The organism is Actinosynnema sp. NPDC023794, from assembly GCF_040639675.1.
In the GTDB taxonomy this organism is placed as follows: domain Bacteria; phylum Actinomycetota; class Actinomycetes; order Mycobacteriales; family Pseudonocardiaceae; genus Actinosynnema; species Actinosynnema luteola.
Genome location: NZ_JBFAFR010000001.1, coordinates 133136 through 149859, shown reverse-complemented (window position 1 = coordinate 149859; position 16724 = coordinate 133136). Strand labels below are relative to the sequence as shown.

Below are 16724 nucleotides of genomic sequence, written 5' to 3'. Positions count from 1 at the left end.
GCGGTGTGTGCGGGGAAGTCGGGAAGGAACGGGAAGGTTGACGATGGCGCTGCCCTTGACCGGTGCTCAGACCGGTGTCTGGTTGGCACAGCAGCTGGAGCCCGACAACCCCGTCTACAACGTGGCGTGGTACCTGGAGCTGCGCGGACCGGTCGACCACGACCGGCTGGAGGCGGCCGTCCGGCAGGTGATCGGCGAGACCGGCGCGCTGCACGTCCGGTTCACCGAGGACGGCCAGGTTCCCGTCCCGCCGACCACCGACGTCACGCTGCTGTCGTTCGACTCGCTCGCCGACGCGCGGGCGTGGATGGACGACGACATGGCCCGGCTGACCGACATCGCCGACGGCCCGGTGTTCCACCACGCGTTGCTGCGCATCGCCGACGACCACGTGCTCTGGTACCAGCGCTACCACCACCTCGTGGTCGACGCCTACGGCTGCGTGCTGATCACCCGCCGCGCCGGGGAGCTGTACGAGGGTTCCGCCGAGTCCCAGCCCAAGCCGGTGCGGGCGCTCGTCGACGCCGACCTCGCCTACCGCGACTCGCCGGCGCGGGAAGACGACCGCGCGTTCTGGCACGCCAAGATGGCCGACCACCCCGAGCCGGTGCGGCTCGTGCCGCGGGCCGCCGGGCAGGTGCGCGAGGTCATCCGCCGCACCGTCGAGCTGCCGAACCCCTTGACGTCACGGCAGGTCATCGCCGCCGTCGCCGCCTACACCCACCGCGTGACCGGCGCGTCCGACCTGGTGCTGGCCATGCCGGTGACCGGTCGGCGCGACGCGGTCAGCCGGGTCACGCCCGGCATGGCGTCCACCGTGCTGCCGCTGCGCGTCACCGTGCGGCCGGACAGCACCATCACCGGCCTGATCGCCGACGTCGACCGCGAGATCCGCGAGGTCATCCCGCACAGCGCCTACCGCGGCGAGGACCTGGCCCGCGAACTCGGCCTGCGCGACGGCATCCCCGAGCTGGTCGGGCCGACGGTCAACTACCTGGGCTTCGGCCGCGAGATGGGTTTCGCCGACCTCGACGCCGCGTTCCACATGCTGTCGCTCGGCCCGGTCAACGACCTCACCACGTCGTTCCTGCAACGCGCGAACGGCCGGCTGGTCGTGACGTTCGAGGCGAACGCCGCCGTGTGCACGCCGGAGGAGCTGGCCGACCACCAGCGCCGCTTCCTGCGCGTGCTCGACGCCGACCCCGACCAGCCGGTGGCGTCGATCGACCTGGTGGACGACGAGGAACGCGCACGGCTGCTCGACTTCGGCACGTCGCCGCGCGAGGTGGACGAGGTGACGTGGCCCGGCGCGTTCGAACGGCGGGCCGCGCTGCGCCCGGACGCCGTGGCGGTGGTGTGCGAGGACGTGACGCTGACCTACGCCGAGCTGAACGTCGCCGCCAACCGGCTCGCCCGCGCGCTCGTCGCCTCGGACGTGGGGGCCGAGGACGTCGTGGGCGTGGCCCTGCCCCGGTCGGCCGACCTGGTCGTCACGCTGCTCGCGGTGATGAAGGCGGGTGCGGCCTACCTGCCGCTGGACCTCGACCACCCGCGCGACCGGGTCGACTACATGGTGGCCGACGCGGGCGCGAAGATCGTCATCACGCCGGACACCCGGTTCGAGCTGCCCGACGACGGCTCCGACCTGGGGCTGGACATCGCGCTGGACCAGGCGGCGTACGTGATCTACACGTCCGGCTCGACCGGGCGGCCCAAGGGCGTCGTGGTGACGCACGAGGGCATCGGGAGCCTCATCGCGACCGCGCTGGACCGGATCGGGATCACGCCGGACAGCCGGGTCGTGCAGTTCGCGTCCGTCGGGTTCGACGTGGCCGTGTGGGACCTGTGCATGTCGCTCGGCGTCGGCGGGCGCGCGGTCGTCGTGCCGTCGCACCGGCGGGTCGCGGGCGAGGAGCTGACCTCCTACATCGCCGCGCACGGGGCCACGCACATGATCCTGCCGCCGTCGCTGGTCGCCGCGCTGCCGCCCGAGTGCGAGCTGCCCGAGGGCGCGGTGCTGATCGTCGGCACGGAGACCGTGCCGACCGAGCTGATCGCCCGGTGGGCGCGGCGGTTGCGCGTCGTCGCCGCGTACGGCCTGACCGAGGCCACGGTGAACTCCACGCTGTGGGCCGCCCGACCCGACTGGACCGGGCCGGTGCCGATCGGCGTGCCGGACCCGAACACCCGCTGCTACGTCCTCGACTCGGCGTTGCGGCCGGTGCCGGTGGGCGTCGAGGGCGAGCTGTACGTCGGTGGGCGCGGGCTCGCGCGGGGGTACCGGGGACAGGCGGCGCTGACCGCGTCCCGGTTCGTGGCCGATCCCTTCGCGGGACCTGGTTCCCGCATGTACCGGACGGGCGACCGGGCGCGGTGGCGCGCCGACGGCAACCTCGACTTCCTGGGCCGGTCCGACGGCCAGGTGAAGATCCGGGGGTTCCGGATCGAGCCGGGCGAGGTCGAGAGCGTGCTCATGGCGCACCCGGGGATCGCGCAGGCCGCCGTGCTGGTGCGGGAGGACCACCGGCGGGTGAAGCGGCTCGTCGCGTACGTGGTCGGCACGGCTTCGCCGGTGGACGCGCGCGAGCACGTCGCTTCGGCGCTGCCGGAGTACATGGTGCCGTCCGTGGTGGTGCCGGTGGCCGGGCCGCTGCCGTTGACGCCGAACGGCAAGCTGGACCGCGCGGCGCTGCCGGAGCCGGACTGGACCGCGTCGGCCGGCGACGCCCCGGCCACGAACCCGGTCGAGCGGACGTTGGTGGACCTGGTCGAGGCGGTGCTGGGGCTGACGCCCGGCATCCACGACAACTTCTTCGAGCTGGGCGGCGACAGCATCGTCACGATGCAGCTGGTGTCGCGGGCGCGTGCCGCGGGCATGGAGTTCACCCCGCGCGAGGTGTTCGAGCACCGGACCGTGGCCGGGTTGGCGCGGGTCGCGCGGGTGGCCGGCGCCGACGAGGTCTCGCTGGACGGGTTCTCTTCGGACGTGCTGCCTGCGTCGCCGTTGCAGGAGGGCTTCTTCTTCCACGCGCAGTACGACGAGGACGACTCGTACGTGGTGCAGGAAGTGCTGGGCCTGGACGTCGACCGGGACGCCGTGCAAGGGCTGCTGGACCGGCACCCGTTGCTGCGGGCGGGTTTCCGCCAGACCGATCGCGGGCGCGTGGAGCAGGTGATCGCGGAGACCCTGGTCCTGCCGTGGCGCGAGTACCCGGCGGGCGACGACGTCGAGGCCGTCCTGGCGGCTGAACGGGCGGCGCCCTTCGACCTGTCCCGGCCGCCGTTGATGCGCGCGGCCCGGCACGGTGACCGGCTGGTGCTGACGCTGCACCACATCCTGCTGGACGGGTGGTCGGTCGGGCTGCTGCGGCGTGAGCTCGTCGGTGGCCGGGTGGAACCGGTCGACCACCGGCGCTACTTCGCGTGGCTGGCGAGCCGTGACCGCGACGCGGCGCACGAGGCCTGGCGCGCGGCCCTGTCCGATGTGGACGAACCGACCAGGATCGCCGGTCTGTCCACAGCCTCACCCGCGCGGCCCGGAACTGCCGGACCTGGCCGGCAGAATGAAAGCAGGGGTCCCCTGGGAGGGGACGCCCGCGAAGCGGCGCCGGTGGGCGAGTTCGAGGTCTCGCCGCGCCACGGGCAGCACCGCGTGCGGCTGCCCGCCGAGCTGAGCGCGGCGCTCCTGGGCGAGGCGCGGCGGCGCGGCCTCACGCTCAGCACCGTCCTGCACGGCGCGTGGGGCCTGCTGCTCGGCGGCCTCACCGGACGGGCCGACGTCGTCTACGGCACCACCGTGGCCGGGCGGCCGGCCGAGGTGCCGGGCATCGAGAACGCGGTCGGCCTGTTCATCAACACCGTCCCCGTCCGCCAGCGCTGGCGGGGGACGGACAGCCTGGCGACCGCCTTCCAGCACCTGCAGAGCGAGCAGGCGCGGCTGCTGGACCACCAGCACCTCGGCCTCGCCGAGATCCAGCGCGTCACCGGGCACGGCGAGCTGTTCGACACGCTCGTCGTGGTCGAGAACTTCCCCGACGTCGTCGACGACGTCGAGATCCGCGACCAGGTGCACTACCCGCTCGCCCTGATCGCCCTCCCCGGCGAGCGCATCGAACTGCGCCTCAAGCACCGCCTCCCCGACGCCGAGGTGGCCTCCCTCGCCCAACGGCTGGTCCGGCTGCTGTCCGCGTTCGCCACCACCCCCGACCGGCCGGTGGCGAGCCTCGGCCTCGTCTCCGACGCCGAAGCCGAGTGGCTGGCGCGGCTCAACGCGACCGCCGCCGACGTGCCGGAGGGCACGCTCGTCAGCCGGATCGCCGACCGGACCGCCCGCACCCCGGACGCCGTCGCGGTCGTCTACGACGACGTCACCCTCACCTACGCCGAACTCGACCGGCGCTCCACCGCGCTGGCCCGCAGGCTCCGCGGCCACCGCGTCGTCGGCGTCGCGGTGCCGAGGTCCGCCGAGCTGCTGGTGGCGCTGCTGGGCGTGCTCAAGGCCGGCGCCGCGTACCTGCCCCTCGACCTCGACTACCCGGCCGAGCGCGTCGAGTTCATGCTGGCCGACTCCGGCGCGACCACCGTCGTCCGGCCCGAGGACTGCGTCGACACCGAAGCCCCGCCGGTCGACCTCCCCGCGCCGCACCCGGACCAGCCCGCCTACCTGATCTACACGTCCGGCTCGACCGGGCGGCCCAAGGGCGTCGTCGTCACGCACCGCGCGATCGTGAACCGGCTGGCCTGGATGCAGCACGAGTACGGCCTCACCGCCGACGACCGCGTGCTGCAGAAGACACCCTCCAGCTTCGACGTCTCGGTGTGGGAGTTCTTCTGGGCCCTGTGCGAGGGCGCGGCCGTCGTGCTCGCCAAGCCGGACGGCCACCGCGACCCCGCCTACCTCGCAGACCTGATCCGCCGCGAGCGGATCACCACGCTGCACTTCGTGCCGTCGATGCTGGCCGCGTTCCTCGGCGTCCCCGAGGTGCACGAGGACCCGGCGTGGTCGGCGAGCCTGCGCCGCGTGTTCAGCAGCGGCGAGGCGTTGACCGGCGACGTGGCCGCCCGGTGGCTCGCGCTCACCGCCGTGCCGCTGCACAACCTCTACGGCCCCACCGAAGCCGCCGTCGACGTCACGCACTTCGAGTACGACGCCGCACCGGACCCGGCCGTGCCGATCGGGCGTCCGGTCTGGAACACGCAGCTGCACGTGCTCGACCCGTTCCTGCGGCCCGTCCCGACCGGTGTGCAGGGTGAGCTGTACCTGGCGGGCGTCCAGCTCGCCCTCGGCTACCACGGCCGGTTCGCGCTCACCGCCGAGCGGTTCGTCGCCAACCCGTTCGGCGCGCCCGGCGAACGCATGTACCGCACCGGCGACCTGGTGGTGCGCCGCCCGGACGGCGTGCTGGTCTACCTAGGCCGCACCGACCGGCAGGTCAAGGTGCGCGGCAACCGGATCGAGCTGGGCGAGGTCGAGTCCGCGCTGGTCACGCTGCCCGGCATCCGGCGGGCCGCCGTCATCGCCCGGGACAACCAGCTCCTCGGGTACGTGACACCGGCCGACGTCGACCTCGACGCGGTGCGGACCGGCATCGCCGCCGCCCTGCCCGCCGCGATGGTCCCGCACGCGATCGTGGCGCTGTCCGACTTCCCGCTCACCCCCAGCGGCAAGCTCGACCAGAACGCGCTGCCCTCGCCGACCCTGGCGAAGACCGGACGCCGTGCGCCGGGCAACGACCGGGAACGCCTGCTGCGCGAGGTGTTCGCCGACGTGCTCGGCCTGGCCGATCTCGGCGTGGACGACGACTTCTTCGTGCTCGGCGGCGACAGCATCACGTCCATCGCCGTGTCCAGCCGGGCCCGCGGGCTGGGCATCGGGATCAGCCCGCGCGACGTGTTCGAACACCGCACGGTCGCCGCGCTGGCCGCCGTCGAGACCACGACGGACACGTCCGACGACGCGCCGCTGCTCGTGCTGACGGACGAGCAGCGCGCCGCCCTGCCCGAGGCGGAGGACGTCTGGCCGCTCTCGCCGTTGCAGGAAGGCCTGTACTTCCACTCCAGCTACGACACCGGCGCGCTCGACGTCTACCTCTCCCAGGAGACGATGGACTTCGCCGGCCGGCTGGACGTCGAACGCCTGCGCCGCGCGGGCGCCGCGCTCCTGGAGCGCAACCCGAGCCTGCGCGCCGGGTTCACCAGCGACGGCGTGCCGTCACCCGTGCAGTTCATCGCGCCCGGCCTGGAGATCCCGCTGCGCGTGGTCGACGCCGAGGACGCCGACGTGCCGCGGCTGCTGGCCGCCGACCGGCGCGAGCGGTTCGACCTGGCCGCGCCGCCGCTGTGCCGGTTCCTGGTGCTGCGCCTGCCCGACGGCCGCGACCGGCTCGTCATCACCCACCACCTGATCCTGTGGGACGGCTGGTCGGCGTGGCTGTTCCTGGAGCAGCTGCTGGAGCTGTACCGCGACGTCGACGCCGAACTCCCGCCGCCCGGCTCCTACCGCGACTACCTCGCGTGGCTGGCCCGGCAGGACCACGACGCGGCGCTGCGGGCGTGGCGCACCGCGTTGTCCGGCCTGCGCGAGCCGACCCTGGTCGCGCCCGTCGACCGCTCACGCGAGCCGGTCATCCCGGCCGAGTTCCACCAGGAGCTGACCGAGGAGCTGACCGACCGCATCCGGGAGCAGGCCCGGCGGCACGGCCTGACCGCGAACGCCGTGTTCAACGCCGCGTGGGCGATGGTGCTGGCGAGCCAGGTCGGCCGGGACGACGTGGTGTTCGGCACCGCCGTCGCGGGCCGCCCGGTCGAGGTCGACGGCGTCGAGCACGTCATCGGCATGTTCCTCAACACCATCCCCACCCGCATCGCGGTCGACCCGCGCGAAACCGTGCTGGACCTGCTGCGGCGCGTCCAGGCCGAGCGGACCGCGCTCATGGCCTACGAGCACGTCGGCCTCGGCGAGATCCAGCGGGAGGCCGGGCACCGGCAGCTGTTCGACACGCTGTTCGTGCTGCGCACCGGCGACGGCGACGACCGCCAGGGCGAGTTCGCGGCCCGGCACAGCGTGCTCGAAGTGTCCAATGTGGACGGAACGCACTTCCCGCTGACGCTCATCATCACGCCCGGCGCGCGCACCCGCGTCACGCTCGCGTCCCGCCCGGACGTCTTCACCGCCGACGCCGCCGAGGCGCTGCTCACCCGGTACACCACCGTGCTGCGCCGGCTGGTCGAGTCGCCGGACGCGCTGCTCGGCACGCTCGACGTGCTGCCGGAACGCGAACGGCGCGCGCTGGAGGCCGAGTGGGACGCCGGCGCCAACCCGATGGTCTCCGAGACCGTCGCCGACCTGCTCGTCGCACAGGCCCGCAGGACACCGGACGCGACCGCGCTCGTGTTCGGCGACCAGCGGCTCACCTACGCCGAGCTACAGGACCGGATCGACGCCCTGGCCCGGCTGCTGATCAGCCGGGGCGCGGGGCCGGAACGGGTGGTCGCGCTGGCGTTGCCGCGCACGATCGAGATGGTGGTGGCGTTGTTCGCGGTGCTCCGCGCCGGGGCCGCCTACCTGCCGCTCGACCTCGACCACCCGGCCGACCGGCTGCTGATGATGATCGAGGACACCAAGCCGCTGTGCGTGCTGTCGACCACGGCGGTCGGGCTGGTGCCGGACGCGCTGTGCCTGGACGACCCGGGCGCGCACGACCTGCCCGACGCGCCGGACCACGTCGAGTGGCCGACGTTCTCGCTGGACCACCCGGCGTACGTGATCTACACGTCCGGCTCGACCGGCCGGCCGAAGGGCGTCGTCACGCCGTACCGCGGCCTGACGAACATGCAGCTCAACCACCAGCAGGCGATCTTCGCGCCCGCCATCGCGGCGGCCGGCGGTCGGCGGCTGCGCATCGCGCACACCGTGTCGTTCGCGTTCGACATGTCGTGGGAAGAGCTGTTGTGGCTGGTCGAGGGCCACGAGGTGCACGTGTGCGACGAGGAGCTGCGCCGGGACGCGGCGGCCCTGGTGGCGTACTGCGACGAGCACCTCGTCGACGTGGTCAACGTGACCCCGACCTACGCCCAGCTGCTCATCGAAGAGGGCCTGCTGGAGGGCCACGTGCCCGCGCTGGTGCTGCTCGGCGGCGAGGCCGTGCCGGAATCGGTGTGGCAGCGGCTGCGCGAGACGCCCGGCACGTACGGCTACAACCTGTACGGGCCCACCGAGTACACGATCAACACGCTCGGCGCGTCCACCGAGGACAGCGAGACGGCGACCGTCGGCAAGGCGATCTGGAACACGCGGGCGTACGTGCTGGACGCGCGCCTGCGGCCGGTGCCGCCCGGCTCGCCCGGTGAGCTCTACATCGCGGGCGTCGGCCTGGCCCGCGGCTACCACGACCGGTTCGGCCTGACCGCCGAGCGGTTCGTCGCCGACCCGTACGGGCCGCCCGGAACCCGCATGTACCGCACGGGGGACCTGGTGCGCGCGCGGGCCGACGGCAACCTGGACTTCCTCGGCCGCACCGACGACCAGGTCAAGATCCGCGGTTACCGGGTCGAGCTCGGCGAGGTCGAGTCGGCCCTGGCCACCCAGCCGGGCGTGACGCACGCGGCGGTCGTCGTGGACGCGGGTCCGGGCGGGGTGAAGCGCCTCGTGGGGTACGTGGTCTCCGACACCGATCCCGCGGCGCTGCGGGAGAACCTCAAGCGCAGCCTGCCCGATTACATGGTGCCCGTCGCGATCATGCCGGTGGACGCGTTGCCGCTCACCGTGAACGGCAAGCTCGACGTGCGCGCCTTGCCGAAACCGGTGGTCTCCGGCGCGGCGTCGTCGCGCGCCGCCGCCACCCGTGAAGAGGAAGTGCTGTGCGGGTTGTTCGCCGACGTGCTCGGCGTGCCCTCGGTGGGCGTGGACGACAACTTCTTCGACCTCGGCGGCCACTCGCTGCTCGCCACCAGGTTGGTCAGCCGGGCCCGGTCGGCGCTGGGCGTGGAGCTGGCGATCCGCGACCTGTTCGACGCGCCCACGGTCGCGGAACTGGCCCTGCGGGCCGGTGGCGGGTCGGTTCGGCCGCCGCTGGCGCCGGTCGAGCGGCCCGCCGAGCTGCCGCTGTCGTCGGCGCAGCAGCGGTTGTGGCTGATCCAGCAGATGGAGGGCACGTCCGCCGCCTACAACTTCCCGCTGGTGTTCACGCTGCACGGCCCGCTGGACGTGGCCGCGTTCACCGCCGCCGTCGGCGACGTGGTCGACCGGCACGAGGCGTTGCGGACGGTGTTCGGCGAGCACGAGGGCACGCCGTTCCAACGGGTGCTGCACGACGTCAGCCCGGTCGTGGCGGTCCGGGAGGCGTCCCGCGAGGACGTGCCCGCCATCGTGCGCGACGAGGTCGAGCGGCCGTTCGACCTGCGCACGGAGTTGCCGTTGCGGGTGACGATCGCGTCGTTGGCGCGCGAAGAGCACCTGATCGTCATCCTGCTGCACCACATCACCACCGACGAGTGGTCCGACCGGCCGTTCCTGCGCGACCTGGCGGCGGCGTACCGGGCGCGGCGGGCCGGTGAGGCTCCCGAGTGGGCGCCGCTGCCCGTGCAGTACGCGGACTACACCGTGTGGCAGCGGGACGTGCTGGACGTCGTCGGCGAGCAGCAGTTGGACTTCTGGTCGCGGGCGCTGGCCGGCGCGCCGGAGGAGTTGGAGCTCCCGGTGGACCGACCGCGTCCGGGACGCCCGACGTTCCGCGGCTCGGACCTGGAAGTGGCGTTCACCCCCGACCAGGCCGACGGGCTGCGCGCCTTGGCGCAGGCGTCCGGGGCGTCGATGTTCATGGTGGTGCAGGCCGCCGTCGCCGCCCTGCTGGGCCGGCTGGGCGCGGGCGACGACATCCCGTTGGGCGCGCCGATCGCGGGTCGCACCGACGAGGCCTTGGACGACCTGGTCGGCTTCTTCGTCAACACGCTCGTGCTGCGGGCCGACCTGTCCGGCGACCCGAGCTTCGCCGAGCTCGTCGGGCGGGTGAAGGAGACGTCGCTGGCGGCGTTCTCGCACCAGGACGTGCCGTTCGAGGCCGTGGTCGACCGGCTGAACCCGACCCGTTCGGCGGCGCGCAACCCGCTGTTCCAGGTCATGGTCGGCTACCACAGCCGCGGCGGCGACGCGGGGTCGTTCGACGGCCTGCCGGTGACGTGGGTCGGCCACGAGACCACGACCGCGAAGTTCGACCTGGTGTTCAGCTTCACCGAGGTGGTCGACGGTCCGGTGGTGTGCCGGCTGGAGTACGCGACCGACCTGTTCGACCGGGTGACCGTCGAACGGCTCGGCGCGCGGCTGACCACGCTGGTCGACGCCGTGCTGGCCGCGCCGTCCGCGCCGGTGAGCGCGGTGGACCTGCTCGCGCCCGACGAGCGCCGCCGCGTGGTGGACGAGTTCAACCGGACCGAGCGGGCGGTGCCGGAGGAGACGTTCACGACGATGTTCGCCCGGTGCGTCGCCGAGAAGCCGGACGCGGTCGCCGTGGTCGACCGCCACCGCTCGGTCGACTACGCCTGGCTGGACGCCCGGTCCAACCGGGTCGCCCGCCTGCTCGCGGCACGCGGGGTCGGCCGCGAGTCCGTGGTCGGCATCGCGGTGCCCAAGTCGGCGGACATGGTCGCCACCGTGCTGGCGGTGCTGAAGCTCGGCGCGGCCTACCTGCCGCTCGACCTCTCGCACCCGGCCGACCGGATCGCCTACATGATCGAGGATTCCGCCGCGACGTTGGTCGTGACCACCCACGACGCCCCGGTGCCGGACGTGGCCGAGACCCTGGTCCTGGACGCGGTGGCGGACGAGCTGGCCGTCGCGCCCGACGGACCTCTGGTCCACAGTGGACCGTCCGCGCTCGACTCGGCGATGTACGTGATCTACACGTCCGGGTCGACCGGTCGGCCCAAGGGCGTGGTGGTGCCGCACGAGGGGATCTCCAGCCTCGCCGCGACCGCCATCGACCGGATGGGGCTCACCGCCGAGAGCCGGGTGCTGCAGTTCGCCTCGGTCGGCTTCGACGTGGCGGTGTTCGAGCTGACCATGGCGCTGTGCGTGGGCGGGCGGCTGGTGTTCGCGCCGGACGAGGTCCGCGTGGCAGGCCCGGAGCTGACCGACTTCCTGCGCGACCGGCGGATCACGCACATGATCCTGCCGCCGTCGCTGGTGTCCGCGCTGCCCGCCGACTGCGAGCTGCCCGAGGGCTCCACGATCCTGGTCGGCACCGAGACCGTGCCGCCGGACGTGATCGGCCGCTGGGCCGGGCGGCTCGACCTGCTCGCCGCGTACGGCCTCACCGAGGCCACGGTCAACTCCACGCTGTGGAAGGCCGTGCCGGAGTGGGACTCGGCCGTGCCGATCGGCGTCCCCGACCCCAACACCACCGTGTACGTGCTGGACGACCGGCTGCGGCCGGTGCCGCCCGGCGTGGTCGGCGAGCTGTACGTGTCCGGTCGCGGCCTGGCCCGCGGGTACATCGGGCAGGCCGCGCTGACCGCGTCCCGGTTCGTCGCCTCGCCGTTCGGTCCGCCTGGAGCCCGCATGTACCGCACGGGCGACCGCGCGCGCTGGCGTGCGGACGGCAACCTGGACTTCCTCGGCCGCGTCGACACCCAGGTCAAGATCAGGGGCTACCGGATCGAGCTCGGTGAGATCGAAGCCGCCCTGACCAGGCACCCGGCCGTGGCGCAGGCGGCCGTCGTCGCCGACCGCACGGGTGACGTGACCAGGCTCGTCGGGTACGTGGTGGGCTCGACGGACGACGACCTGCGCGCGCTCGTCGCCGAACGGCTGCCCGAGTACATGGTCCCGGCCGCGGTGATCTTCCTGGACGGCCCGCTGCCGTTGACGCCGAACGGCAAGCTCGACCGCCGCGCGCTGCCGCAACCCGACTGGTCCGCGCTGACGGGCGACGACCGGCCGGTGACGCCGGAGCAGAAGGCGATCGCGGAGCTGTTCGCCGAGATCCTGGGTGTGTCGCCGGGCATCCACGACAACTTCTTCACCCTCGGCGGCCACTCGATGGCGTCCATGCGGCTGGTCGGCAAGATCCGGTCGGTGTTCGGGGTCGACGTCGCGCTGCGCGACGTGTTCGACTCGCCCACCGTCGCCGGGCTGGCCGGGCGGCTGACCGGCGCCACGTCGGCCCGGCCGCCGTTGCGCCGCTTCGACCGGCCGGTGGACCTGCCGGCGGCGCCGGTGCAGCGGGGTCCGGTGTCCTGGGACCACGCGCTGGCGTTGAAGGCCACGACGCCGTTCGACGTGCCTGCCCTCGTCGCCGCGTACGCGGACGTGGTCGAGCGGCACGAGCCGCTGCGCACGGTGCTGGACGGTGACGTGCAGCGCGCCGTTCGGGTGTCCCCGCTGTCGGTGGAGCCCGTGGTGGCGCTGGACGAGGCGCTGCGCGCCCTCGCCGCCGAGCCCGCGGAGCCCGGCCGACCGCCCGTGCGGGCCCGGCTGGTCGTGGACGCGTCCGGCGCGCAGGCGTTGCTGCTGACCATGAGCTACCTCGCCGTGGACGAGTGGTCGGTCGTGCCGCTGTTCCGGGACCTCCAGCACGCCTACGCGGCACGCCGGAGCGGCGAGGCTCCACAGTGGACCGAACTGCCCGTGACCTACGCCGACTACACGCTGTGGTCGACGGAAGTCGTGGAGGCGGTGGGGGAGGAGCAGCACGCGTTCTGGCGCGACGCGCTGCGCGACCTGCCCGACCTGGCCCTGCCCCGCTCCGGGGACCGGCGGCCCGGCCGCCACCCCGCCGCCGTGATCCCGTTCTCGCTGCCCGCGTCGCTGCACGCGGCCGTCGACCGACTGGCCACCCGGACCGGCACCAGCATGTTCATGGTGGTGCAGGCCGCCGTGGCCGCCGCGCTCACGCCGTACGGCACGGACCTCCCGATCGGCACGATGGTCGCCGGGCGGACCGAGGAGGCGCTGGCCGACCTCGTCGGCTGCTTCTTCAACCGGATCGTGCTGCGGACCGACACCGCCGGCCGGCCGAGCTACACCGAGCTGCTGGCCCGCGTCCGCGCCACGGACCTGGCCGCGTTCGACCACGCGGACGTGCCGGTGCCCGTCGAGCCGCAGGTGATGATCGTCCACCACGAGAAGGCGGTCCTGTCGACCCTGGAGGGCGGCACGGGCTCGCTCGAAGCCGTCCCGACCGGCACGACACCCGCCGAACTGACCATCAGCTTCTACGAACCGCAGGACGACGGCCCGGTGCCGTGCTACCTCGTCTACGCGACCGACCTGTTCACCCCGACCACCGCCCAACACCTGGCCGACGCGGTACTGCACCACCTGCACCGCGCGACGACCGACCCCGACCGGAGGATCGAGCCGTGACCAACCCGTTCGAAGACCCCGAAGGCCGTTTCCACGTCCTCGTCAACGACGAGGGGCAGCACTCGCTGTGGCCGTCGTTCGCCGACGTCCCCGCCGGCTGGACCACGCGCTTCGGCCCCGACACGCGCGACGCCTGCGTCGCCTACGTCGAGGAGCACTGGACCGACCTGCGCCCCCTGTCCCTCCGCTGACCGCGAGAGCCCCACGTCCAGAACACGAGAGTCCTACGTTCGCGTACCCCGAGTTGAACACCCAGAACAGTTGATCTCGTTCTGAGCGTTCAACTCGGGTGCTCTGAACGTAGGACTCTCGTGACGCGAACGCAGGACTCGCGCGGGTCAGTAGACGAAGCACTCCGTGCTGCTGCCCGTGAAGCCCGCCGCGCGCACGTCGGCCGGGGCGAACGAGCCGGCGAACCGGCGCTCGACCTCGGCGCGCTCGGCGGCGTTCGGCAGGTCGTTGCGGCACGACACCGGCGCGCTGGAGCCGGACATCAGGTCGGCGCACAGGCCGGTCCGCCGGTCCGGCAGGCCGAGGATGTGGCCGATCTCGTGCGTCGAGATCCGCGGCCGGTAGTAGCCCTGCTGGACGGCCTGGCGTCCCATGTAGACGGTGCCGTTGCCGAGCGACGTCACGTAGGCGCGCGGCCAGCCGTTGTCCGCGAGGATGCGGATGTTGACGCCGGAGGTGGACGTCCGGCGGGCCAGCTTGACGTTGGACACCGAGTTGTTCCAGTTCGTCGCGGCACGATCCCAGTCCGCCACGAACTCCTGGGCCTGGCTCACGTCGTAGTACAGGGTGCGCACCAGGGCCTGCGGCTCGGCCGACGCGCTGGGTGCGGCCACCGCGACGAGCGGCAGCAGCAGGCCCAGCACGCCGGCGAGGACGCCGACGGCCTTTCGTACGAGCATGGTGGTCTCCTTGGGGTACAGGGAAAGAGGGAGCCGTGTGACAGGGGAGGCTCCCACCACCAACGAACCAGTCCGTAGCCGCTCGTCACCAGCCCCATACGTAGGGTTGTGGGGACGCGATCGGGTCCGCCGGCGTGTGATGCTGCGGTCATGACCGACGAGATCGCCGTCTCCCGGTGGCGCGACCAGGCCCTCGCGCCCCTGCTGCTCGCCTACCACCTGCGCACCGAGGCCGAGAAGGGCGCGGCGGTGTCCGCGGTCGACGAGCTGCCACCGCGCTACCGGGCCGAGGCGCTCGACCCGCGAACCGCGTTCGCCGCCGACGCCGTCCTGGTGGCCGAGATCGCCGGGAACGCGGTGGGCTGCGTGGTGGTCTCCGCGGCTGCCGAGGGCTCGGTGGAGCTGAAGCGGCTGTGGGTAGACCCGGCGTGCCGCGGTAGGGGAGCGGCGAAGGCGCTGGTCGGCGCGGCGCTCCGGCACGCCGCCGACGCGGGGGCGGGCTCGGTGCGGCTGTCGGTGTGGCAGTGGCGGGAGGACGCCATCGCGCTCTACGAACGGCTCGGCTTCACCCGTGAGGACTCGTGGGACGACCGGCCCGGTCTGGTGTGCATGCGGCACCACCGGTAGTTGACTCTGACTAGTTACTCATGGATAGTCAGAGTTGACTAGGAGGTGGCGGTGAAGTCCAAGCGGAAGGTCGGCAACCTGCTGGGGTTGGCGGTGCTCGGCTATCTCGTCCGCGAGCCCATGCACCCCTACGAGCTCAGCAGGCTCATGCGGGCGCACGGTGACGATCGCAGCATCAAGTTCACCCACGGCTCGCTCTACATGGTGTTCGGGCAGCTCGCGAAGGCCGGCTTCATCGTGGAGCACGAGACGTCCCGCGAGGGGCAGCGGCCGGAGCGCACGGTCTACGCGTTGACCGACGCCGGTCGTGCCGAGCTGAAGGACTGGATGCGCGAGCTCGTCGCCGAACCGGTGCACGAGCACCCGCGGTTCGTCGCGGCCCTGTCCATGATCGCGGCCCTGCACCCGGACGAGGTCGCCGCGCTGCTGCGCGACCGCCTGGACGGGCTGCGCCGGCAGCTGGACGAGGCCGAGGCGATCGTGGCCGGCGCCGACGCGCACCCGCTCTTCCTGGTCGAGGAGGAGTACCGCATCGCGCTGCTGAACGCCGAGGTGGCGTTCGTCCGGCACTTCCTGGAGCGCATCGACGACTGGCGCCCGCTGTGGGCGGGCTTCCACGAGGGGGAACGATGAGAGCGACCGTCATCGGCGGCGGCATCGGCGGCCCCGTGGCCGCGATGGCCCTGCGGAAGGCCGGGATCGAGGCGACCGTCCACGAGCGGTACGACCGCACGGCCCACGGCTCGGGCGGGGCGCTGAGCATCGCGCCCAACGGCTTGCAGGCCCTGGAGGTGGTCGGCCTGGCCGACGCGGTGCGCGCGATCGGCACGCCGATCACCGCGATGGAGTTGCAGAGCTGGACGGGCAAGGCGCTCGGCCGGTTCGGCAGCGAGCCGCCGCAGTTGCTGGTGTGGCGCTACGACCTCTACCGCGTGCTGCGCGACGAGGCGGTCCGGCGCGGGATCACCATCGAGCACGGCCGGGAGCTCGTCGACGCCGTCGACCGCGGCACGCACGTCACCGCGCGCTTCGCCGACGGCTCCGAGGAGGACTGCGACCTGCTGGTCGGCGCGGACGGCATCCGGTCGACCGTGCGGCGGGTCATCGACCCGGACGCACCGGGCCCCCGGCACACCGGGCTGCTCGGCTTCGGCGCGCGGTTGGCGCGGACCGGCGAGCCGTCGTCCGGCGGCGCGATGCGGCTCGTGTCGGGCAAGCGCGCGTTCTTCGGCTACCAGGTCGACGACGACGGCTCCGGCGGCTGGTTCGCCAACCTGCCCCGTCGGGCACCGCTGACCACCGCCGAGGCCAGGGCCACGAGCCCGCAACGGTGGCTGGCCGTGCTGGGCGAGGCCTTCGCCGCCGACCGGACGCCCGCCGCGCGCATGATCGCCGCCACCGACCCGGCCGACCTGGTCGTGACGGGCGCGTTGGAGGACGTGCCGAGCGTGCCGAAGTGGAGCCGCGGCAGGCTGGTCCTGGTCGGCGACGCCGCGCACGCCACGTCGCCGAGCTCGGGGCAGGGCGCGTCGCTGGCGTTCGAGAGCGCCGTGCAGCTGGCCCGCTGCCTGCGCGACCTGCCGCACGACGAGGCGTTCCGGGCCTACGAGGAACTGCGCCGCGGCCGGGTGGAGCGGATCATCGCCCAGGCCGCGCGGACGAACCGCGACAAGGCCGCCGGTCCCGTCGGCCGCCTGCTGCGCGACGCGCTGCTGCCCCTGGCGTTCAAGTTCGCCGACCCGGCGAAGTTCACCTGGCAGTTCGACCACCGGATCGAGTGGGACGAGACCCTCAGCCACGCCTAGTGCGTGAGGCGGGACCTTCCG

The 16724-nt window shown here is 73.2% G+C and carries 6 protein-coding genes; 5 read left to right on the top strand and 1 reads right to left on the bottom strand.

Annotated features, from left to right (window positions below):
- Positions 1-43: 43 nt before the first annotated feature.
- Together AB0H12_RS00675 and AB0H12_RS00670 are read left to right on the top strand one after the other, a co-directional pair.
- Positions 44-13360, top strand: coding sequence for an amino acid adenylation domain-containing protein (locus AB0H12_RS00675; RefSeq protein ID WP_499619771.1), 13317 nt, complete (start codon positions 44-46; stop codon positions 13358-13360).
- Positions 13357-13551: an MbtH family protein gene (locus AB0H12_RS00670; RefSeq protein ID WP_498773308.1), complete on the top strand. Its 195-nt coding sequence runs from the start codon at positions 13357-13359 to the stop codon at positions 13549-13551. The genes AB0H12_RS00675 and AB0H12_RS00670 overlap by 4 nt, the downstream gene beginning before the upstream one ends.
- A gap of 147 nt (positions 13552-13698) precedes the next feature.
- On the opposite strand, the gene AB0H12_RS00665 is transcribed toward AB0H12_RS00670, so the two are convergent.
- Positions 13699-14271: a snapalysin family zinc-dependent metalloprotease gene (locus tag AB0H12_RS00665; protein ID WP_499619769.1), complete on the bottom strand. Its 573-nt coding sequence runs from the start codon at positions 14269-14271 to the stop codon at positions 13699-13701.
- 150 nt (positions 14272-14421) lie between these two features.
- On the opposite strand from AB0H12_RS00665, the gene AB0H12_RS00660 reads away from it, so the two are divergent.
- From AB0H12_RS00660 to AB0H12_RS00650, 3 genes are read left to right on the top strand one after another with little or no spacing between them, the layout of a single operon-like run.
- On the top strand, positions 14422-14898 hold the full coding sequence (locus AB0H12_RS00660) for a GNAT family N-acetyltransferase (RefSeq protein WP_499619767.1): 477 nt from the start codon (positions 14422-14424) through the stop codon (positions 14896-14898).
- A gap of 51 nt (positions 14899-14949) precedes the next feature.
- Positions 14950-15531, top strand: coding sequence for a PadR family transcriptional regulator (locus AB0H12_RS00655; RefSeq protein ID WP_499619766.1), 582 nt, complete (start codon positions 14950-14952; stop codon positions 15529-15531).
- Positions 15528-16703, top strand: coding sequence for an FAD-dependent oxidoreductase (locus AB0H12_RS00650; RefSeq protein ID WP_499619764.1), 1176 nt, complete (start codon positions 15528-15530; stop codon positions 16701-16703). The genes AB0H12_RS00655 and AB0H12_RS00650 overlap by 4 nt, the downstream gene beginning before the upstream one ends.
- The last annotated feature ends 21 nt before the right edge of the window (positions 16704-16724 follow it).

Excerpts from the sequence above, each read along its gene's own strand:
- AB0H12_RS00675 (WP_499619771.1), top strand. The coding sequence starts at position 44 with ATGGCGCTGCCCTTGACCGGTGCTCAGACCGGTGTCTGGTTGGCACAG.
- AB0H12_RS00665 (WP_499619769.1), bottom strand. The coding sequence starts at position 14,271 with ATGCTCGTACGAAAGGCCGTCGGCGTCCTCGCCGGCGTGCTGGGCCTG.
- AB0H12_RS00660 (WP_499619767.1), top strand. The coding sequence starts at position 14,422 with ATGACCGACGAGATCGCCGTCTCCCGGTGGCGCGACCAGGCCCTCGCG.
- AB0H12_RS00650 (WP_499619764.1), top strand. The coding sequence starts at position 15,528 with ATGAGAGCGACCGTCATCGGCGGCGGCATCGGCGGCCCCGTGGCCGCG.